17 protein-coding genes and 1 tRNA gene are annotated in these 19789 nt (G+C 65.2%); 8 read left to right on the forward strand and 10 right to left on the reverse strand.

Annotated features, from left to right (window positions below; genetic code table 11):
• Entirely contained in the window at window positions 1-453 is a 453-nt protein-coding gene (locus tag HNP98_RS00175; protein WP_173808019.1) for a DUF433 domain-containing protein, read from the reverse strand.
• Window positions 454-477: 24 nt separating this feature from the next.
• Entirely contained in the window at window positions 478-2025 is a 1548-nt protein-coding gene (locus tag HNP98_RS00180; RefSeq protein ID WP_173808021.1) for a 2Fe-2S iron-sulfur cluster-binding protein, read from the reverse strand.
• 306 nt (window positions 2026-2331) lie between these two features.
• Between HNP98_RS00180 and HNP98_RS00185 the strand changes: the two genes are divergently transcribed.
• Complete coding sequence (locus HNP98_RS00185; protein WP_173808023.1) at window positions 2332-3111, forward strand: hypothetical protein; 780 nt, start codon at window positions 2332-2334, stop codon at window positions 3109-3111.
• A gap of 11 nt (window positions 3112-3122) precedes the next feature.
• Here the strand turns inward: HNP98_RS00185 and HNP98_RS00190 are convergent, their stop codons facing one another.
• Together HNP98_RS00190 and HNP98_RS00195 are read right to left on the reverse strand one after the other, a co-directional pair.
• Window positions 3123-3599: a nucleoside deaminase gene (locus HNP98_RS00190; RefSeq protein ID WP_173808024.1), complete on the reverse strand. Its 477-nt coding sequence runs from the start codon at window positions 3597-3599 to the stop codon at window positions 3123-3125.
• 106 nt (window positions 3600-3705) lie between these two features.
• Window positions 3706-4635, reverse strand: coding sequence for a hypothetical protein (locus tag HNP98_RS00195; RefSeq protein WP_173808025.1), 930 nt, complete (start codon window positions 4633-4635; stop codon window positions 3706-3708).
• Between the two features lie 209 nt (window positions 4636-4844).
• On the opposite strand from HNP98_RS00195, the gene HNP98_RS00200 reads away from it, so the two are divergent.
• From HNP98_RS00200 to HNP98_RS00210, 3 genes are all read left to right on the forward strand, one after another.
• Entirely contained in the window at window positions 4845-5915 is a 1071-nt protein-coding gene (locus HNP98_RS00200) for a glycosyltransferase family protein (protein ID WP_173808026.1), read from the forward strand.
• A gap of 152 nt (window positions 5916-6067) precedes the next feature.
• On the forward strand, window positions 6068-8116 hold the full coding sequence (locus HNP98_RS00205; protein WP_173808027.1) for a peptidylprolyl isomerase: 2049 nt from the start codon (window positions 6068-6070) through the stop codon (window positions 8114-8116).
• Window positions 8117-8337: 221 nt separating this feature from the next.
• Window positions 8338-9144 (forward strand): mechanosensitive ion channel family protein, encoded by an 807-nt coding sequence (locus HNP98_RS00210; protein ID WP_173808028.1) that lies wholly within the window; start codon window positions 8338-8340, stop codon window positions 9142-9144.
• 70 nt (window positions 9145-9214) lie between these two features.
• On the opposite strand, the gene HNP98_RS00215 is transcribed toward HNP98_RS00210, so the two are convergent.
• Window positions 9215-9925 carry an energy transducer TonB gene (locus HNP98_RS00215; protein ID WP_173808029.1) on the reverse strand — a complete coding sequence of 237 codons (711 nt, stop codon included), beginning with the start codon at window positions 9923-9925 and terminating at the stop codon, window positions 9215-9217.
• Window positions 9926-10101: 176 nt separating this feature from the next.
• Entirely contained in the window at window positions 10102-10437 is a 336-nt protein-coding gene (locus HNP98_RS00220; protein ID WP_173808030.1) for a cupin domain-containing protein, read from the reverse strand.
• 157 nt (window positions 10438-10594) lie between these two features.
• Here HNP98_RS00220 and HNP98_RS00225 point away from each other — a divergent pair, with 157 nt between their 5' ends.
• The 3 genes from HNP98_RS00225 (at window position 10595) to cysK (ending at window position 12967) form a co-directional block, all read left to right on the forward strand.
• Window positions 10595-11434, forward strand: coding sequence for a serine O-acetyltransferase (locus tag HNP98_RS00225; RefSeq protein ID WP_173808031.1), 840 nt, complete (start codon window positions 10595-10597; stop codon window positions 11432-11434).
• A 131-nt stretch (window positions 11435-11565) separates the two neighbouring features.
• The gene (locus HNP98_RS00230; RefSeq protein WP_246274898.1) at window positions 11566-11979 is read left to right on the forward strand and encodes a four helix bundle protein; all 414 of its coding nucleotides are present in this window, start codon (window positions 11566-11568) and stop codon (window positions 11977-11979) included.
• A 64-nt stretch (window positions 11980-12043) separates the two neighbouring features.
• The gene (gene cysK / locus HNP98_RS00235) at window positions 12044-12967 is read left to right on the forward strand and encodes a cysteine synthase A (RefSeq protein WP_173808033.1); all 924 of its coding nucleotides are present in this window, start codon (window positions 12044-12046) and stop codon (window positions 12965-12967) included.
• 84 nt (window positions 12968-13051) lie between these two features.
• Here the strand turns inward: cysK and HNP98_RS00240 are convergent, their stop codons facing one another.
• The gene (locus HNP98_RS00240; RefSeq protein WP_173808034.1) at window positions 13052-13522 is read right to left on the reverse strand and encodes a hypothetical protein; all 471 of its coding nucleotides are present in this window, start codon (window positions 13520-13522) and stop codon (window positions 13052-13054) included.
• 147 nt (window positions 13523-13669) lie between these two features.
• On the opposite strand from HNP98_RS00240, the gene HNP98_RS00245 reads away from it, so the two are divergent.
• Window positions 13670-14920, forward strand: a complete 1251-nt coding sequence (locus tag HNP98_RS00245; protein WP_173808036.1) for a DUF2252 family protein — start codon at window positions 13670-13672, stop codon at window positions 14918-14920.
• A gap of 246 nt (window positions 14921-15166) precedes the next feature.
• Here the strand turns inward: HNP98_RS00245 and HNP98_RS00250 are convergent.
• From HNP98_RS00250 to HNP98_RS00260, 3 genes are all read right to left on the reverse strand, one after another.
• Window positions 15167-15240 (reverse strand) — tRNA-Ala (locus HNP98_RS00250).
• Window positions 15241-15427: 187 nt separating this feature from the next.
• On the reverse strand, window positions 15428-18940 hold the full coding sequence (locus HNP98_RS00255) for a TonB-dependent receptor (RefSeq protein ID WP_173808038.1): 3513 nt from the start codon (window positions 18938-18940) through the stop codon (window positions 15428-15430).
• Window positions 18941-19085: 145 nt separating this feature from the next.
• Complete coding sequence (locus HNP98_RS00260; protein ID WP_217425603.1) at window positions 19086-19709, reverse strand: C40 family peptidase; 624 nt, start codon at window positions 19707-19709, stop codon at window positions 19086-19088.
• Window positions 19710-19789: the final 80 nt, after the last annotated feature.

Here is a 19789-nt window from a genome sequence, read left to right on the forward strand (position 1 = left end):
TCAAATTTGGTCTTGCGCACCAAATAATTCTGCTCTCGAATCAACCAACAATTCGGCTGCAATTATCCACCAATCTTTTCCATTCCAGTCGTCAAGTAGTTCTTCCATCGAGCCAAGAGAAATAAGATTATTTCCTCTTACATATACAGAATTACCATCTTTTATCTCCTCCAAATCTGAGGTGTCAAGTGGGCCTTCCTGTTCCCTTCTCAATGAGCAATTATGGCAGAATACTTTGGGTTTATCGATTTTGCACTGAAGAACAGAACAATATTGTAACGCTTGACTGATTTGTGAACGAGTTAATTCATAACCACTAACTATTTCTTCAAGTGTCCCATAATTCTCCATGAAGCTGACGACATCACCCACTGCAAGCCTTCTGCCAATGATTCTAGGTGAACCCCACAGGATATCCTCTGTATGGATTATTTCTGGGAAATCTGAAGACATACTTGCACTTCTAAAAGTAAGCATCTAAATTAATTCCCCCAGCGCCATCTCCGGCGCGAACCGCAAAAAATGCGCGAACAGCAGCTGCCGCGCCAGTAGCCGCTTGTACTGCGCCGTGCCGCGCACGTCCGAAATCGGGCTGATTTCCTCCTGCATCACTTCGTTGGCCCCGGCCGCGGTTTCGGTGCTTAGCTCGCGGCCCAGCAGGTAGGTGCCGGTGCGGACCAGCAGCAGCGGCACGGGCCCCACGCCCCCGGCCGAGAGGCGGGCGGCGGTAATTACGCCGTTTTCGAGGCGCAGCCAGGCGGCGGTGTTCACGCTGGCAATGTCGAGGTGGGTGCGCTTGGAAACCTTCTCGTAGTTGAAAAAATCCGTCGCCAGCGGGGCCGGGAAGCCGATTTCGATTATCTGCTCGTCGGCCGCCTTGGCCAGCTTTTTATAGCCCAGGTACAGCCCGGCCAGCGGCAGCACCCGCTGGGCCCCGGCCGCGTCGAGCAGCGTAATATCGGCCCCCAGGGCCAGGAACAGAATCGTTAGGTCGCCGATGGGGGAGGCGTTGACGAAGTTGCCGGCCACGGTGCCCATGTTGCGGATGGGCGTGCTCGATACCAGCTTGAGGTAGGCGGGCAGGCGGGGCAGCAGGCCGCACAGCAGCGCCGATTCGAGCAAGTGGCTGGCCGTGGTGGCGGCCCCCAGCACCACGCGGCCTGCCCCGGCTTCGTGCCGAATGCCGCGCCGCTCGCTTTGGTCGAAGAGCAGGCGCACGGGCTGCCCGCGCAGCTCTTCGAGGCGCTGCACCAGCATATCGGTACCACCTCCAATGAGGGAATGGGTGAACGGGTGAATGGGTGAATGTTGGTGGCCGTTTTGGGCTTGGGCGTGGCCGTTGGGCGACGTGGAAACGGGGGCGGCCGCGCCGTTGGCGTGACCATTGGCATGGCCATTAGTTGTCGGGGCTTCCGGGGCTGCGGCCGCGCCGGTTTCGGTGCGCAGGGCCCCCAGCAGCGCGGGCATCTGGTGGAAGTAGGCTGGCACGAACTGCCGCTCGGTCAGCCACGGTAGGCTGTTGGCGACGGGCCGCCCGGCCAGGCCGGCGGTGAGGGCGGCGGCGGCCCGTTCCAGCGACTTGTAGCCCGTGCAGCGGCAGATGTTGCCGTCGATGGCGGCCCGGGTGCTCTGCGCCGTAACGGGCGTTTCGGCGAGGCTGTGGCCCGTGAGTGCCATCACGAAGCCCGTGGTGCAGAAGCCGCACTGGGCCCCGCCCTCGTCCACGATGGCCTGCTGCACGGGCGTGAGCTGGCCGCCGGCCGGGTTGATGCCTTCCACCGTGACGACGTGCTTGCCGTGCACGTTGCCCAGGGGCGTGAGGCAGCTCGTCATGCTCTGGTAGGCAATGCGTTGGCCATCGGCGGCCGGCTCGCCCACCAGCACGGCGCAGGCCCCGCAGTCGCCCTCGCGGCAGCCGGTTTTGGTGCCCGTCAGGTGCTCGTGGTAGCGCACGAAGTCGAGCAGGGCGCTGGCCGCCGGCTCGGCCGTGTGTACGGGCTGGTCGTTGAGGTAGAAGGTTATCATATCCGGCATTGTGGTGCCCAAACTGGGCAAAGAGATAGGTAAGTTAAGGCCTACCTTAGTTTGGCACAAGATGACTGACATTTTTTGTGCTGATTAATCGGCCAGTCGTAACCTTGCTTGCTGAGCTTGGAGGCCAGTCATGAAGCATTGAAAAGCCTGCCCGATGAAAACTGCCACCCTTTGCCTGCCTATGTTTTTTTATTGGGAGCCTGCCAACAAAAGCCAGTCGAGACGGCGGAAGCGGGGGGAGCGGTGCCCCCTGCAACAGTGCCGGTATCTGGCACGCCGGCTTCACAAGCGCCTTACATGGCCTGGCAATTCAGTCCCATTATCAGCGGCTACTGGATAAGCTCACGCTACTTGGACGAGGTGCGGCGCACCCGTTCCCCAAAGGCGGCCATCCATGATTTCCCGAATTTCCCGGTGATTATGCGCATCGAGCCCGCGGCGGCGGCCGACAGCACGCACGCTGACGTAGCTTTTAACCTGCACGAGGGTGGTGAGATGACGGTGCTGTTCCGGCCGGGCACCTCGGCTACCTCGCTGCCGGCGCACACCTCGCTGGGCGAAGACGCTACCAGCTACGAGCTGGCTTACCAGATATCGGCGACCGATACGGTACTATATTTTGTGAAGCGCGACCAGCAGCACCAGCGCGAGATTGGCCGCTTCGCCTACCGGCGCGTAGCGCGGGGGAAGACTGATAAAAACCCTGTGGAACAATTAGGTGACGAGGCGTCGCACACCCTGAACCGGCTGCTGGTGGCCGGGGCTTACGTGGGCACCGATTCGCTGGGCAAGCAGCTACGGGTGCAGTTTTTGCCCGATGGCCAGGTTAGAGGCTTGCCGTTTCGCATGTACCACGTGCTGGAGGACTTTATTGGGCCCGCCATTGGAGACGAGATACTCTTCAATATGTACAAGAAGGGCGGCGAAGGATTCGCCGTCGATTTCGGTCGTGACACCCTGCGTCTCTACTCCGTTCATTCAGCGGTCGAAGCGCCCGCAGATCCGACCCGGCAGGACAGTGCGTTGGTTTTTCACCGCGGGCTACTTCGCTACCAATTAGTGCGTCAGCGGCGGTAGTTTCCGCTATCTCAATACCGGGTGCGGCTTTCGTGCGCCTCCCAGGCGCGGAAACCGGCCTGGGCCTCGCTGCGCAGCAGCTGCTGCATGGGCAGGCTGCGCTCGGCCAGGGGCTTTTCGATTTCGTCGTAGATGAACTGGTCGTCGAAGCCCACGGCGGCGGCGTCGGCCTTGGTGTTGCCGTAGAACACCCGCGCCGGCCGGGCCCAGTAGATGGCCCCCAGGCACATGGGGCACGGTTCGCAGCTGGTGTAGAGGTCGCAGCCGTCGAGCTGGAATGTGCCCAGCGCCTGGCACGCTTTGCGGATGGCATCGACCTCGGCGTGGCAGGTGGGGTCGTGGGTGGTGGTGACCTGGTTGAAGCCGCGGGCAATAATCTGCCCGTCCTTCACCACCACGGCCCCGAACGGGCCCCCAAAACCGGCCTGCATTTTGTCGATGGACAGGCGAATGGCCTCGCGCATGAATTCGGGGTTGGGAGCTTCCATAAAATAGTAATCGAAATAAAAAACGACGGGCCAGAAAGGTAAAAATAAGCGGGCCCGGCGCTTAGGCAAGCGCCGGGCCCCGGGTTATGGTTCCCGTTGGACGGGCTTAGCGCCGCGCCGCGCTGGTGGGGATGCGCAGCTGAAAGCCCAGCGAGGGCACCACCGTGATGCCGCTGAGCGAGGTGCTGGCTCCGTTGAGCAGGGCGTAGTCGCCGTAGTTTTGGTAAAACACCGACACGGCCGGGATGACGTAGAAATAGCGGTAGCCGAGCTTGAGGTTGACGAAGCCGCCGAACGACGAGAAGTTGCGACTGGTGGTGGGCAGCGGGCTAACCACCTGGTTATTGGCGTAGATTTTGGTGGGCGCGAAGCCGTAGCTGACCCAGCTGTGGGCGTACACCACGCCGTAGCTGATGGCCCCGATTTCCTCCTCCGGCCCAAACGACTGGCTGAAGGTGAGCGGCACGAGCAAGTCGTTGCGGGTGGCCCGGAAGTTCAGCAGCGAGTTGATGTCGGACAGGAAGGGCAGGCTGGGCAGCTTGGCCCGCTGGGTGGCAAACTGCAGGCCGATGCTGGCGTAGGTGGTGCCGCTGGCGGCCCCGCGGCCGGGGTTTTCGGGCGTGCCGACGGGGCCCAGCAGCTGGTACTGGGTGTCGAACACGTAGGAGCCAAAGGCGTACTTGAAGCCCGCGTCGAGGCGCGGCACGATGCCGTAGCGCACGTTCAGGTCGGCGGTGGGCTGCACGGGGTCCAGGATGTAGGCCAGGGCGGCGGCCTGAAGCTGGGTGGTGGCGTCGGTGTAGTCCACCTTTTGCTGGCTGGTGGCCTGGCTGGCGGCCTCCTTCACGGCCGACGTGGCCTTGGCGAGCGGGGCGGAGGCGATGTTGAACCCCTGGTTGTAGCCCACCCGGAACTCGCCCTGGGGCGTGACCTTGCCCGTGGCGACAATGGCCCGCGGGGCCGAGCAGGAAGCGGCCAGCAAGCCGGCCAGGGCCACAAAAAGCGGCCGGTAGGGAAGGGGTATTTGCGTTTTCATGGAGCCAAAAAAAGGGGTTGGGCAACGCAAAACGAAAACCGGGCCAAACCATTAATCGCTGATTACGCAGATTGACCGGGATTTCGCGGATTGCGGGGAGCGAAGATGCGGGCCGCTCCGGCAGTATGTCAGTTCTTTGCCTTCTTAAACCTCCAAGCCGGGCGTTCGTAATCCGCGAAATCACGGTTAATCTGCGTAATCAGCGATTGATGAACATTCTTTATGGGGTGCCCGGCGAGGGCCTGGGCCACGCCACCCGCAGCAAGGTCGTCATTGCCCACCTGCTGGCCCAGGGCCACGACGTGCGGGCCGTGAGCAGCAGCCGCGCTTTCCAGGTGCTGGACGCCGCGTTTCCCGGGCGGGTACTCGAAATCCGGGGCTTCCACCTGGCCTACAAAGGGCTGGCGGTGAGCAAGTCGCGCACGTCGGCCCGCATCCTGCGCACGGCCCCGGCGAGCTTGCGGCAGAACTTCCGGCAGTACCAGCAGCTGCTGCACGACTTCCGGCCCGACGCGGTGGTGTCCGATTTCGAGTCGTTCAGCTACTTCTACGCCCGGGCCCACGGGCTGCCGGTGGTCAGCATCGACAACATGCAGATTATCAACCGCACCCGGCTCGACGTGGCCGTGCCGCCTTCGGAGCGCGGCCACTACCGGCTGGCCCGCAACATCGTGCGGCTGAAGGTGCCCCGCAGCCGGCACTACTTCGTGGCCACGTTTTTCAGCCCGCCGGTCAGCAAGGCCCGCACCACACTGGTGCCGCCCATCATCCGGCCTGAAATCCTCGCCGCCCGGCCCACGGCCGGGGCCCACATCCTGGTGTACCAGTCGGCCACCACGCAGCACGATTTGGTGGCCCTGCTCCAGCAGCTGCCCGGGCAGGAATTCCGCGTGTACGGCTTCAACAAGGAAGAAAGCCACGGCAACGTGCAGCTCAAGGCATTCAGCGAAGCCGGTTTCATCGCCGACTTGGCCAGCAGCCGCGCCATCATCACCAACGGCGGGTTCTCGCTGATTTCGGAGGCCGTGTTCCTGCACAAGCCCATTTGCGCGGTGCCCATCCCGGCCCAGTTCGAGCAGTGGCTGAACGCCGCCGAGGTGGAAAAGCTGGGCTACGGCCGCCACTTCGCCGCCATCACGGCGGCCAACATCCGCGCGTTTGTGGACGGGCTGCCCGGCTTCGCGGGGGCCCTGGCCAGCTACGCGCAGGACGGCAACGCGGTGCTCTTTGCCAACCTCGACGCCTGCCTGGCGGGGCTGGGAACGGCCCCGGGGGAATAAAAAGACATTTTAAAAAGGCGGTCATGCCGAGCGCAGTCGAGGCATCCCGCGTGCTTCGTTGCCACGATTAGATTACCTCCCCACGCGGGATGCCTCGGCTGCGCTCGGCATGACCGCCTTTTTTGGCTAATTCAAGAATAACTTTTCTCCCTATGCCCATTCATTTCTCGCGCCGTTTGCGGCTGGTGCCCGTTCTGCTGCTGCTGGCGGCCTGCGCCCGGGCCCCCCGCCCCAGCGCGGGCCCGGCGGCCGCGGCTAACAAGTACGACGACGACGCCCTGCGCGACATCGGCACGGCCCAGGACGAGCGCAGCGCCTCTGCCCTGACGCCCTTCCTGGCCAGCGCCAGCCCCGTGCACCGCCGCGAAGCCGCCCTGGCCCTGGCCTCGGTGCAGGCCCGCGCCGCCGTGCCGGCCCTGCTGCCGGTGCTGCGCGACGCCGACCCCGGCGTGCGCCGCGCCGCCGCCTACGCCCTGGGCCAAACCGCCGACAGCCTGGCCGTGGACAGCCTGCGCGTGCGGGTGCTGCGCGAGCCCGACCCGGGGGTGCGCCGCTACGCCCAGGAGGCCCTGGGCCGCTGCGTGACGCGCCACTCGCTGCCCGAGCTGTGGCGCGTGCCCGTGCTGAACGACACGGCCCGGGCCACCGCCCAGGCCTGGGGCCTGGCCCGGGCCGCCCTGCACGGCCTCAGCTCGCCGGAGGCCATCCGGCACACGGTGCTGCTATTCAACGAGTTTAAGCTGAGTAATGCCGGCCGCCTGGCCGCCGCCACGGCCCTGGCCCGCACGCCCCGCGCCTTCGACGCCGACTTGGCCCGGCTCGGTGGCGCTGCCCTGCTGCGCGTGGTGGCCCAGGATAAGTACTACGCCGTGCGGGCGGCGGCGGCCACGGCCCTGGGCCGCCTGGCCAACCCGGCCGCGGCGGCCCCGGGCGGCCCCGCCAGCCCGGCCGCCGCGCTGCCCGGGGCCGCCGCCGCCCTGCGCCGCGCCGCCGCCCGCGACGTGGACTACCGGGTGCGCGTGGTGGCCCTGCGGGGGCTGCCCGCCGGCCCCGGCGAGTACGGCAAGAGCCGCGCCGTCGTGTTTGCGGGCCTGGCCGACAAGCGCGAGCCGGTGGCCCTCACGGCGGCGGAGTGGCTGCTGGCGCACGCCCGGGGCGAAACCGGCGACGCCCTGGCCGCCGAAGCCGCCAAGCACGACGCCTGGCGGGTGCGGGCCACGCTGCTGGCCACGGCCCTGAAAGTGGCCAGCCCCGCCAGCCGCCCCAGCATCGCGGGGGCCATCGAGAAGCGCTACGGGACGGCCCCTTCGGTGTACGAGAAGGGGTATTTGCTGCAGGCGTTGGGCGAAGACGCGGCCAGTTTCGATTTCCTCCAGCGCGAAGCGTTTGCCGCCGGGCAGTCGCCGGTGGTGGGGGGCTACGCGCTGGCGGCGCTGGTGGCGGCCCGCCGCCAGCCCGGGTTTCCGGCCGGCCGCCAGGCCGATTTTGCGGCGGCCCTGCGCCGGGCCCTGGCCGGGGGCGACGTGGCCCAGCTCGGCACGGCGGCCGAAACCCTGGCCGATGCGAAGCTGACGCCCGACCCCGGGCTGGCCGACCTCGACGCCCTGCGCCAGGCCCAGGCCAAGTTGCAGCTGCCGCGCGACGTGGAAGCCTGGCAGGGCCTGCAACAGGCGCTGGACAAGCTCACCCGCGCCCCGCAGCCCACGCCCACGCCGGTGGGCCAGGCCCGCCAGCACCCCATCGACTGGGCCCTGGTGCGCGAAATTCCGGCCAACCAGCGGGTGAAAATCAGCACCACCCAGGGCGACATCGAGCTGGAGCTGCGCGTGAACGAGGCCCCCGGCTCGGTGGCCAGCTTCGTGGCCCTGGTGCGCCAGCACTTCTACGACGGGCTGTACTTCCACCGCGTGGTGCCCGACTTCGTGGCCCAGGGCGGCGACCCGCGCGGCGACGGCTCGGGCAGCACCGACTACACGCTGCGCTCCGAATTCGGCGACCTGCGCTACCAGGAGGGCAGCGTGGGCCTGGCCTCGGCCGGCAAAGACACCGAGAGCTGCCAGTGGTTCATCACCCACACGCCCACCCCGCACCTCGACGGCCGCTACACCATCTTTGCCCAGGTGGTGGGCGGCATGGCCGTGGTGCACCACCTCGAAATCGGCGACAAAATCCTGCGCGTGGAATTAATGGCGGCCCAGTAGCAGCATTTGTGAATTCCTGTAATCGAAGGTGCTTAGGAAGTGTGAAAATTCAAAATGGAACGTCATGCCGAGCGCAGCCGAGACATCTCGCGTACTTAACTAACTTAATCAACTGGTTTACTGCTGCATGCGAGATGTCTCGGCTGCGCTCGGCATGACGTTCTAATGACTTCCTAAACAGCTTCAGAAACTGCTTAGGAAGGATCAGCCCGTAATAGATTATGGAAAGTTTGAATAATCCGCTGGCCCTGAGCCGAATTACTACTTACGCCGACCAGTTAGAAACGCTGGTGGTGCTGTACCTGCCCCGGGTGGCGGTGGCCCTGGTGCTGCTGGTAGCGGGCTGGTGGGTGATTGGCTGGCTCAGCCGCCTGGTGGGCGAGGCCACCGGGCGGCTCGACGTGTCGCTGCGCACGTTCCTGACCAGCCTGTTCGGCATTGCCCTGAAGGTGCTGCTGCTCGTGAGCGTGGCGGGCATGGTGGGCATCCAAACCACGTCGTTCGTGGCCATTTTGGGGGCGGCGGGCCTGGCCGTGGGCCTGGCCTTGCAGGGCACGCTGGCCAACTTCGCGGGCGGCGTGCTCATCCTGGCGTTCAAGCCCTTCGCGGTGGGCGACTCGATCGAGGCCCAGGGCAAGAGCGGCGTGGTGCAGGCCATCCAGATTTTCAACACCCTGCTGCGCACGCCCCACGGCGACACGGTGGTGCTGCCCAACGGCATCACTTCCAACGGCGTGATTGTCAACAAGTCCACCTGCAACCACGTGCTGGTGGAAATTCCGGCCGAGCTGGCCGGTAGCCCCGACGTGGCGGCCCTGCGGGCCCGGGCCCTGCCCGTGCTGCTGGCCGAGGCCCAGGTGCTGCGCCACCCTGCCCCGCAGGTCAACGTGACGGCCATCAGGCCCGGGGGCCTGACGGTGGTCTGCCAAGCCCACACGCTGCCCGGCCACGAGGGCGACGTGTTCAACCGGCTCATCGAGCGGTTGCAGCCGGTGCTGTTCCCGCCGCCAAAGCCGCCCGCCGCGTAAGGCCCCGCGGGTCCGAAGTCAATTATTCCGTTCGGTTTAAAACCCAAAACTGTTGGGCCCCCGGGCAGCACTAGGGGTGAAACACCAGAGGCAGCACGAAGCGCACCGCCACCGGCTGGCCGTTGAGGCGGCCGGGCACCCAGCGCGGCAGGTCGGCCACGACCCGCAGGGCCTCGGCGTCGCAGGCAGGCGCGAGGCCCTTGATTATGACGGGCCGCACCACTTCGCCGGTGGGGCTGACCACAAATTGCACGAGCACCTTGCCCGCCGGGCGCGGTTGGGTTTTATCGGCCGGGGGGGGATAGTGCGCGTGCGCGGCCAGGTAGCGCATCAGGCCGGCCATGCCGCCGGCGAATTCTGGCATTTGCTCCACGATTTGAGGCACGTCGCCGTCGGGGGCGCGGGGCTTGGGCATGTACGTGCGGGAGGGTTTGGGCGCTCCGTTTTCCTGCCAATACTGCCAGAAACCGGTTATTTGGCCGCGAGCGTACTGGCCGGTGGCCTTCATTTGGCCCGAGCGGTAGTAGAAGGTGGCGGGCCCGTCGCGCAGCACGGGCGGCCCGGGGCGGCCCACGGCCTCAAACTGCCGCTCGCCGGTGAGGTAGTAGGTTTGAATGCGGCAGCGGCCCGAATCGAGCGGCGTGACCCACCCGAAGAATACGGCGTTGGGCCGGCTGACGCGGTGCCAGTTGTCGTCGAAAAACGTGGTATCGCGCCGGGCCGGTGGTTCCTGGGCCAGGGCCCCGACGGCGGGCCCACTGCCCAGCGCCAGGGTAAGCAAAAAATGAATTCTCGGGAAGCAATGCATCGCAAATGCCGGGCGTAGTGCACCAGCAAATGAAAAAGCGGCCACGTGTAAAGCGCATGAACGATTTGGCAAACGCAGCGCGGCCCCGGGGCCCCGGCGCAATTGCCAAAGGCCCCGGGGCCGCGCTTGGTCGGGCAAAGCTGCCGTAACTATTTGCCGCCGTGCATTTGCGAAGGGGGCGACGTGGCCTCCACGGCCGAGAAGCTTTCGAGGATGTTGTAGGTGTGCTCGGCCCCTTGGGGCACCACCCAGGAATTGCCGGCTTCCAGGATGACTACCTGGCCGGCCAGGTGCAGCTCGGCTTTGCCGCCGAGCACGTAACCCACGGTTTCGTAGGCGGCGGCGCTGGGGGCCTTGGGCTCGCCGGGCTGCTCGTTTTCCCACAGGCGCATGGACACGTGCTTGCCGGAGGCCAGGAATTTTTCGCCCTCGGGGCCCTTGGGCGAGTGGCGCGAATCGACTTTGGTAATGGTGGTATCGGACATGGGTTGGGGTGGGGTAAAGGGCGGGCCGGCAGCGCCGGGAAAGTACCGGGCTTAACGGCCCGCGCCGGCCAGCGGTTGCCGCTGGCGAAACCTTCCCCCGCCGTCGGGGTTAAAACAGCCGGCTTTGCCCGCTTTTACTCATTTTTTCGCCGCTGCCGTGTCCGTTGCTTCTGCTGGTTTTGCTGCCCACTTGGCCCAGGCCCACGCCGCGGTGCCCGCCCCCTTGCCCGGCGCGGCCTTTTGCGCCCTGGCCGACGGCCTGCTGGCGCTGCTCTTTCCCGAGCGGGCCGCCCGGCCCCTGCCCAACGCCGACGCCGTAGCCGCCGAGCTGCACGTGTTTCGGGCCGAGCTAGGGGCTTTGCTGGCCGCCGTGCCGGGCCTGCCCGCGCCGGCTGCCGCGCTGGCCGCCGAGTTCACGGCCCAGCTGCCGCGGCTGCGCGAGGCCCTGCTGCGCGACGCCGCCGCCATCCTGGCCGGCGACCCCGCCGCCCAGGACCGCACCGAGGTGGTGGCCACCTACCCGGGCTTTTACGCCACGGCCCTGCACCGGCTGGCCCACGCCCTGTACCAGCGCGGCGTGCCGCGCCTGCCGCGCCTGCTGGCCGAGCACGCCCACCAGCGCACGGGCATCGACATCCACCCCGGGGCCCGCATCGGCCCGGCGTTTTGCATCGACCACGGCACGGGCATCGTCATCGGCGAAACGGCCGAAATCGGGGCCAACGTGCAGATTTACCAGGGCGTCACGCTCGGGGCCCTCAGCGTGGCGAAGGGCTTGCAGGGCCTCAAGCGCCACCCCACCATCGAAGACTACGTCGTGATTTACGCCGGGGCCACCATCCTGGGCGGCAGCACGGTGGTGGGCACCCGCAGCATCATCGGCGGCAACGTGTGGCTCACCGAAAGCGTACCCTCGCACTCGCGGGTGTACCACCGCGCCCAAATCCACATCTCCCGCTCCGAAGACCCGGCCAACGAGGTCATGTTTTCAATTTAATTGCTTAATTGTTGCATGGTTAAATTGTTGAGCTAACTGCCACACGAATTGTTCAATTGTTGAATTGTTGAGCTAACTGCCACACGAATTGTTTGATTGTTGCATGGTTGAATTGTTGAGCTAACTGCACTTTGGAACACTTATCGATGTCGTTTGGTGATGCGCCACTCGACCCTAAGTATCTGAAGCTGGGCGATATCGAGGCCTATCGTATCAGCTTCGCGCTAAGCAATGTGGTTTGGCGTCAAGTAGTGACTTGGGACCAACTGGCCCAGCGCACGGTGGGCGAACAGTTTGTTCGCGCCGTTGATAGCGTTTCGGCCAACATTGCCGAAGGATTCGGCCGGTTTGGTAAGAAAGACAAGGTGCGCTTTTACCGAATCGCCCGTGGCTCCCTATTTGAAGCCTTGGATTGGAACGAGAAAGCCAAGGTACGCGGCCTCGTAACGCCAGAGCAGTATGCGCAGGTTTACGCAGAATTGCAACGGCTGCCCAAAGCCATTAACTCGCTCATAAAATTTACGAACGAGCGCTTGAAGATTTGAGTATGCAAAAAGCATCGCTGCCCGGCCAACAATTTAACCCCCAACAATTGAACCATCCAACCCAATGACCGCTAATAACATCCTCGAAACCATCGGCAACACGCCGCTGCTGCGCCTCAATAAATTGTTTGCCGCCACCCGGCCCGACGTGGAAGTGTACGTGAAGCTGGAGCGCAGCAACCCCGGCGGCTCCATCAAGGACCGCATCGCGCTGGCCATGATTGAGCAGGCCGAGAAGGACGGCATTCTCACGCCCGAGAGCATCATCGTGGAGCCTACCTCCGGCAACACCGGGGTGGGCCTGGCCCTGGTGGCCGCCGTGAAGGGCTACAAAATCATCCTGGTGATGCCCGAGAGCATGAGCATCGAGCGCCGCCGCCTGATGGCCGCCTACGGGGCCGGCCTGGAGCTGACGCCCCGCGAAAAAGGCATGAAAGGGGCCATCGAGAAGGCCCACGAAATTGTGGCGGCCACGCCCGGGGCCTGGATGCCCATGCAGTTTTCCAACCCCGCCAACATCCGCGTCCACGCCGAAATCACGGCCCAGGAAATCCTGCGCGACGCGCCCGAGGGCTTCGACTTCCACATCACCGGCGTGGGCACCGGCGGCCACATCACGGGCGTCACGGAGGCCCTCAAGCCGCTGTTCCCGCACATGAAAACCTTTGCCGTGGAGCCCGAAGCCTCGCCCGTTATCAGCGGCGGGGCCCCCGGGCCGCACCCCATCCAGGGCATCGGCGCGGGCTTCATCCCCGAAAACCTGCACACCAGCATCCTCGACGGCGTGATTCAAATCACCCAGGCGGAGGCCTACGACATGGCCCGCCGCGCCGCCCGCGAAGAAGGCCTGTTCTGCGGCGTCTCGTCGGGGGGCAGCCTGGCGGCCATCGCCAAAAAGCTGCCCGACATGCCCCAGGGCAGCCGGGTGCTCACCTTCTGCTACGACACCGGCGAGCGGTACTTGTCGGTGGACGGCCTGTTTGTGTAGGGCCGGTACTACCCGCGCTGGAAAACAAAAAGCCCCGCTTCCGCGGGGCTTTTTTGGTACCTGGGGCAGCATCAAAAGGAAATGCTACTCGGCCGCCATTTTGGCCCCCTTGGTGGTGTACTTGGCGAATTGCTCGGGGGTGAGAATGCCTTTAAGGGCCGTTTTAAAGTCCTGGGCGTTGGCCTGGAGGGCCGTGTTTTTGGCCTTGTTGGTGTCGGTGCCGGTTTGGATGGCGTCGATTTTCTGGGCCCGCGCCAGGGCCGCCTCTTTCACCTTGGCGGTGGTGGCGGCGTCCAGGCCCAGCTGCTTGCTGATTTGCTGGCTCATGCGCTCGGCCCGCTGCTCGGGCGCGGCCGCTTTGTACACGGGAGCCATTTTGGTCTTGGCCGCGGTGGTGGCCTTCGCAGCGGCGGTACCGGCGGCCTGCGTGGGCATAGCCGGGGCGGCCGGCATGGCTTGGGCCGGCATAGCCGGAGCGGCGGGCATGGCGGGCATTTGTTGGGCCTGGCCCACCACGGGGCCGGCCAGCAGGAGGGCAAAGAAGAAGAAGCGCATTAAAAAGAATGAAAGCCCCGCCGGGCGGGAGATGAAAAAATAATATTCAAAAGTGTACATTCTGTGGTGAAGGCCTGGTGAGCGGGCCTTCACGTGGCCGCCAGGTGCGGCCAGTAGCTTGCGCTCCGTAGCCCTTGCCGCCACGCCATGACCGAATCCATCACCGAGTCCGTGACCGAATCCATTATCGAGTCCGTTGCCGAGTTCATCCAGCGCCACGACGCCGGGCGCGTGCCCGAGCTGCTGGCCCTGCGCTACCACCGGATGCAGGTGGACGCGCTGGCGTTTTTCCGGGGCAGTGCCCCGCTCTACTACGCCCGGTTCCGGGCCGAGCCCCTGCTGGGGGCCAGTCCGGCGGCCTGGCTGTGCGGCGACGCCCACGTGGAGAACTTCGGGAGCTTCCGGGGCGACAACCGGCTGGTGTACTTCGACCTCAACGACTTCGACGAGGCCGTGCTGGGGCCCGTGCTCTGGGACGTGGGCCGCCTCGTGGTGAGCGTGCTGCTGGCCGCGGCCCGCTTCGGCCTGCCCCCGGCCGCGCGGCAGGCGCTGGCCCAGGAGCTGGTGGCGGCCTACGCCGCGGCCCTCGCGGCCGGCAAGGCCTACCAGCTGGAGCGGGCCACGGCCCGGGGCGTGGTGCAACACTTGCTGACGGCGGTGGCGCAGCGGCGGCAGCGCGCGCTGCTGGCGGGTCGCGCCAGCCGGCGCGGCGGCTGGCACCTGCTCCCCCGCGAGGCCCCCACCCTGCGGCCGCTGCCCCCGGCCGAGCACCGGGCCGTGCTGCACGCGCTGGAGGCGTGGCGGCAGGCCCAGGGCCACCCGCCCTGCGGCCCCCTGCTCGACGTGGCCGGGCGCATTGCGGGGGTGGGCAGCCTCGGTGTGCCGCGCTACGCCGTGCTGGCCGAGGCGCTGCGTCCCGGCAAGCTGCCCCGGCTGCTCGATTTGAAAGCCGCCGCCCCGGCCGCCCCGGCCATTTACTGCCCCGGGCCCCAGCCCGCCTGGCCCTCGGAGGCCGCCCGCGTGGTGGCCGCCCAGGTGCGCCTGCAAGCCGTGCCGCCCGCGCTGCTCCAGGCGCTGGCGCTGGCGGGCCAGCCGTTTGTGCTGCGGGCCTTGCAGCCGGTGGCCGATAAGCTGGACTTCAGCAATTTCACCCACGGCGCGGCGGGCTTCCGGGCCGCTTTGCCCACGTTTGGGCGCTTGCTGGCCTGGGCGCACCTGCGGGCCGCGGGCCGCCAGGGCGCCGCCGGCCCCGACGAGCTGATGGCCTTCGGCGAAGCGGCCGCCGACTGGCTGCCCGGCCTGCTGCATTTCGCCACGGCCGCCAAGGCGGTGGTGCGCGAAGATTTCCACAGCTTCCGCCGGGCCTGCCGGGCCGGGCAGCTGCCCACCGCGCCGTAGGGGCGCGTCGCGGTCCAGTGGTTCGCGGTAAAAATGGTTCGCGGTAAAAATAAAAGACGGTGGTCTAAAACGGGGTGGTCCGGCGACTTTTTCGGTCGTCGGACCACTCTGACGGTAGCCCGGAGCTGCTGTTCAACCGCCAGAGTGGCCCGACGAAGCCCTGCGGGCAATTCGCCGGACCACCTCATTTTAGACCACCGCCAAACAAAAAAGCCCTGCTCGGTTACGGGCAGGGCTTTGAGAAAGTGGAGAATATCGGAGTCGAACCGATGACCTCTTGCATGCCATGCAAGCGCTCTAGCCAACTGAGCTAATCCCCCGTTTTTGTGGGTGGCCGCCGCGCCAATTGCGTTTTGGTTCTGCAAAAGTAAGGCCCCGGCCCGCACGGGCAAGGGCCGGCCGCGCTTTTTTTGCCCGCCCCGCGCCAACGCTCAACTAATCAGCCACAAAAAGAGTGGGCGGAACCAGAGTTCCGCCCACTCTTTGGGACAACGCGGGCCGAAAGGCTTAGTTGAAGAGGTAGCGCAGGCCCACCTGGCCCTGCCAGCGCGAGCCGATGGCGTTCACGTTGTTACGGAACGTATCGGTCAGCTTCACGCCCGGCGTAACGCTGGCATCGGTGTTCAGCGTGGGGTTGGTGAAGTAGCGGTACTCAAACACGGGCTGACCAGCCGCATTATAGCCATCGAACGTCAGGGGGTTGGTACGGAAAGTGTTGGGCACCGTGCCCCAGTTGCTGTTCAACAAGTTGCCGATGTTGAAGATGTCGATGCTGAACTGCAAGGTGTTGCGGCTAGTGCCGATGTTGGTGAAAATGTCCTGGAGCAGGCGCACGTCGAGCGTGTTCAGCCACGGGGCCACCGCGCCGTTGCGCTCGGCGTACTCGCCGCGGTGCTTGCTCAGGTACTTGTCCTGGTTGATAAAGTTGTCCAGGTCGGTGTACTGCTGGGCTGCCGTGTAGGTGCCGCCGCCCTGGGCCGCGGTGAGCGTGATGGGGCGCAGGTTGATTTCGCTGGCGTTGCGCGGGATGTACATCAGGTCGTTCGAGGTCTGGCTGTCACCGTTCATGTCGCCGGCGTACACATACGAGTAGCGGAAGTTAGGAGCACCCTGGAAGAACGCCGACAGCGTGGTGCCCAGGTGGCCCAGGTATTCGTGGCGGTACGAGAGCGAACCGATTATGCGGTGCTGCTGCAAATACGACGAGTAGCTCAGGGCTTCGGCATTCGGGTCGCCCGACACCGAGCGGTCGCGCCAGATGGACTGGGCAATCGAGCCCCCGTCGTTCACCGAGCGCGAGTCGGAGTAGGTGTAGGCCACGCTGGCGTACACCCCGTTGTTGAAGGTCTTTTGCAGCTGCGCCGTCAGGGCGTAGGAATAGCCCTTGTTGGTGTTCTTCATCAGGATGGCGTCGCTGATGTTGGGGTTGGCAGCCGTTGCGCCCCCGGCACCCGAATAGATGCGGTAGTTGGCCGTGGTTTGCACCAGGCCCGCGCCGGCACCGGTTTGCGCGGCCCCAAACGTGTAGAAGATGGGCCGGTTATCAGCCCCGGCAGCCCGGGCAAACGGGTTGGCTTCGGAGCCGGGCAGGTTCACGTTCTGGTGGTACACCGAGTTGATGTCCTTCGTATAGAAGCCTTCCAGGGTGGCAATGACGCCGTTGCCCAAATCCTGGTCGATGGCCAGGTTGGTGCGCCACACCTGCGGAAATTTAAAGTCCTTGTCGGTCACGGCCAGGTTGTAGGCCGTGTTGGCCGCGCCGTTTTGCGGGCGGTAGGTGTTCGGGTCGGCGCTGAAGGGATAAATCGAAGCGTTGGGGTTGGTAACCCCGGCCGGGTTGGTGGTGGGCACCGAGCCCGCCGTGCTGAACGAGCCGAACTGCACGCCGTTGTTGCTGGCCTGGTTGGACAGCCACACGAACGGAATACGGCCGGTGAAGATGCCCGTGCCGCCACGCAGCTGCGTTTTGCGGTCGTCGTTCACGTCCCAGTTGAAGCCCACGCGGGGCGAGAAGAGCACCGACTTCTTGGGCAGCTCGCTGGTGTTAATCTTCACGCCGTCGCGGAACGTCAACGCGGCGGCGTTGGTGTTCTGCTGCAGGTCCGAGGTCACGTAGGGCAAGTCGGCGCGTACGCCGTAGGTCACGCGCAGGTTGTTGAGCGGCGACCACTCGTCCTGCAAGTACAGGCCCAGCTGCACGGCTTTCAAGTCGGCGTAGGGGAAGGCCCCGCCCGGCAGCGCCGAGTATTGCAGGTTGTAGCGCTCGGGGCCCGGGCGCGTGCCGGTGAGCGGCGTTATCGTGGGGGCGTTGGGGTTGGTGGTGCGGTCGTAATTATAACCGGCCGAGGCATAGAAGTCCTCCAGCGAGTTGAAGGAGTAGTTGCCGTAGTAGTTGGGGGCGAAGCCGTTGCGGAACTTGTAGAACTCGTTGTAAGTGCCCACCGTCACGTTGTGCTTGCCCAGGTAGGCCGTGAAGTTGTCGCCAATCTGGTACACGTCCGAGTTCAGCACGTTGAACGCCGTGAACGGCTCGAAGCCGAAAGAGGTGAGCGAGTTGCTGGCCGTGATGCCGTTTTGCTGTGCCCCCGCGGCGCTGCGGCCGAAGTTGGTTCCAATATCGACCAGCGGGAAGGGGTTGCCGCCCAGGCTCTCGCGGACGTCGCGGAAAGCGGAGTAGCCGCCGGTGAGGTTGTTCGAGTACTTGCCGTTGCCGAAGGTGCTGTTCAGCTCCGCGATAATCGAGTTGAGGTTGTTGTTGATGGTGTAGTACGACGACAGGTAGGGCAGGCCGAAGTAAGACTGCGAGCGTTGGCCGGCAATGGCCCCCGAGGTGCTGGGGGGAACGTCAGCGAACGACTTCAGGTAGTTGTACTTGATGTTGAAGCGGTGGTTCTGGCTGATGTTCCAGTCGAGGCGGGCCGTAATCTTGTCGCTGTTCGAGCGCAGGTTGAAGCTTTGGTAGGGCCCGGGGTTGTAGCCGTACTGCTGTTGCAGGAAGTTGCTCAGGAAGTCCAGGTCGGCGCTCCGGGCCGACGAAACCGTACCGGTCGACGGGGGCGTGGTGCGGGCATCGGGGTTGGCGGTGTAGTTACCGGTGGGGGGGTCGTTGCGGCGCTCCCGCTCGGCGTTCAGGAAAAAGAACACCTTATCCTTGATGATGGGCCCGCCGATGCGGAAACCCACGTTGTTGAGGTTGAAGGTGGTGTAGGGCGAGTGCACGTTGCCCACCTGGTCGCCCACGTAGCGCTGGTTGCGGTAGAAATCGTACACCGAAGCCGAGAATTTGTTGGAGCCCGAGCGGGTCACGACGTTGATGCCGGCCCCGGTAAAGGAGCCCTGGCGCACGTCGAACGGGGCGATGCTCACCTGAATCTGGTCGATGGCATCGAGCGAAATCGGCTGGGCGCTGGCCTGGCCGCCCACCGTGGACGACAAGCCGAAGGCGTTGTTGAAGATAGCTCCGTCGATGGTGAGGTTGTTGTAGCCGCTGTTGCGGCCGCCGAAGCTCTGGCCGTTGGCCTGGGGCGTGAGGCGGGTGAAGTCGTTGAGCGAGCGGTTCAGGGTGGGCAGGCGCTCGATGGTCTCGCGCTGCACCGTGGTGCTGGCCCCGGTGTGGCTGGCGTTCATCACCGGGTCGCGGCGGCCGCTCACGGTCACTTCGGTCAGCTCGGTGGCGGCGTCGTCGAGCTTCACGTCGAAGCGCAGGTTTTGGCCCAGGCTCAGGAATACGCCGTCGCGCTGCACGTCGCGGTAGCCCACGAAGCTGATTTTCACGGTGTAGGGGCCGCCCACGCGCATGTTCTGGAGGTTGAAGCGGCCGTCGGAGTTGGTCGGCACCACGTACTGGGTGTTGGTGGGCGTGTGCACGGCGATGACCGTGGCCCCGGGCAGGCCCATCCCGGTTTTATCCGAAATTACCCCGTTCATGGCGGCCGTGGTAGTGCCCTGGCTCCAGCCCAGGCGGGCCGTGAAGAGCATCAGCGCCAGTAGCAGCAGTTGGCGTAAACGTAAAAGGTTCATAGAGAAAGATTTGGTGAAAAATTTGGGCTGGGCAAAGGGTTTGACAAAGGTAAAGGCGAAGGTTGAGGAGGTGTATTAAGGGAAGATTATTAAATGAAAGCGCCCCGGCCACACTAAGAGGCCAGGCAAAGGTAGGGGGTAGGTTTTACAAACGGGGCCTTACCGCGCGGATAAAGCGGCTCAAATAATAGTCGGATTCGAGGCTGTTTTCGACCACGCCCAGCGAGCTGGAGGCGTGGATGAAGTCCACGCCGTCGCCGTCCACCACCGTCACCAGGCCCACGTGGGTGATGGTGCGGCTGCCGGGCGAGGCCCCGAAGAAGATTAAATCGCCGGGGCGCAGGTCGGGGGCCGCCACGGGGGTGCCCCACACGGCCTGCTCGTTGGACGAGCGCGGGATGCTGACGCCGGCCTCGCCAAAGGCCAGCTGCAGCAGCCCCGAGCAGTCGAGCCCCAGCCGCGTGGTGCCCCCAAACAGGTAGGGCGTGCCCTGGTAGGCGCGGGCCGCGTCGATGACCGTGGCCAGCGTGCCGGTGGCGCTGCCGGTGCGCAGGGGCCGCCGGGTAACGGCTTTGGTGGCGCTGCCGCCGGCAGGGCTGTACTTCTCCTTGGTTTTGTAGGCGGGGCGGGCGGCGGGGCGGCTGCCGTGGCGCAGGCGCACCATGTCGCGGGCCGAGCGGTACTGGCCGTCGCGGTAGTTGAGCTTGCGGCTGCAAGCGCCCAGTACGAGCCCGGCCCCGAGCCAAAACAACAGCAGTATCTTCGTCATCTCCCTCCGCATCGGCGGCAAATATACTTTTATTCGCCGTTCAAGGCAGAATATTTGCCCCGCCGGTACAATTTGTACCC

The sequence above is a fragment of the Hymenobacter caeli genome (assembly GCF_013294115.1).
Lineage (GTDB): Bacteria > Bacteroidota > Bacteroidia > Cytophagales > Hymenobacteraceae > Hymenobacter > Hymenobacter caeli.

Bases quoted from the DNA above. Each gene is read 5' to 3' on its own strand.
- HNP98_RS00210 (WP_173808028.1), top strand. From the start codon at position 8,338: ATGGAAAGTTTGAATAATCCGCTGGCCCTGAGCCGAATTACTACTTAC.
- HNP98_RS00260 (WP_217425603.1), bottom strand. From the start codon at position 19,709: ATGACGAAGATACTGCTGTTGTTTTGGCTCGGGGCCGGGCTCGTACTG.
- HNP98_RS00175 (WP_173808019.1), bottom strand. From the start codon at position 453: ATGTCTTCAGATTTCCCAGAAATAATCCATACAGAGGATATCCTGTGG.
- HNP98_RS00240 (WP_173808034.1), bottom strand. From the start codon at position 13,522: ATGCGCTTCTTCTTCTTTGCCCTCCTGCTGGCCGGCCCCGTGGTGGGC.
- cysK (WP_173808033.1), top strand. From the start codon at position 12,044: ATGACCGCTAATAACATCCTCGAAACCATCGGCAACACGCCGCTGCTG.
- HNP98_RS00185 (WP_173808023.1), top strand. From the start codon at position 2,332: ATGGCCTGGCAATTCAGTCCCATTATCAGCGGCTACTGGATAAGCTCA.
- HNP98_RS00200 (WP_173808026.1), top strand. From the start codon at position 4,845: ATGAACATTCTTTATGGGGTGCCCGGCGAGGGCCTGGGCCACGCCACC.
- HNP98_RS00255 (WP_173808038.1), bottom strand. From the start codon at position 18,940: ATGAACCTTTTACGTTTACGCCAACTGCTGCTACTGGCGCTGATGCTC.
- HNP98_RS00220 (WP_173808030.1), bottom strand. From the start codon at position 10,437: ATGTCCGATACCACCATTACCAAAGTCGATTCGCGCCACTCGCCCAAG.
- HNP98_RS00180 (WP_173808021.1), bottom strand. From the start codon at position 2,025: ATGATAACCTTCTACCTCAACGACCAGCCCGTACACACGGCCGAGCCG.
- HNP98_RS00195 (WP_173808025.1), bottom strand. From the start codon at position 4,635: ATGAAAACGCAAATACCCCTTCCCTACCGGCCGCTTTTTGTGGCCCTG.
- HNP98_RS00245 (WP_173808036.1), top strand. From the start codon at position 13,670: ATGACCGAATCCATCACCGAGTCCGTGACCGAATCCATTATCGAGTCC.
- HNP98_RS00190 (WP_173808024.1), bottom strand. From the start codon at position 3,599: ATGGAAGCTCCCAACCCCGAATTCATGCGCGAGGCCATTCGCCTGTCC.
- HNP98_RS00205 (WP_173808027.1), top strand. From the start codon at position 6,068: ATGCCCATTCATTTCTCGCGCCGTTTGCGGCTGGTGCCCGTTCTGCTG.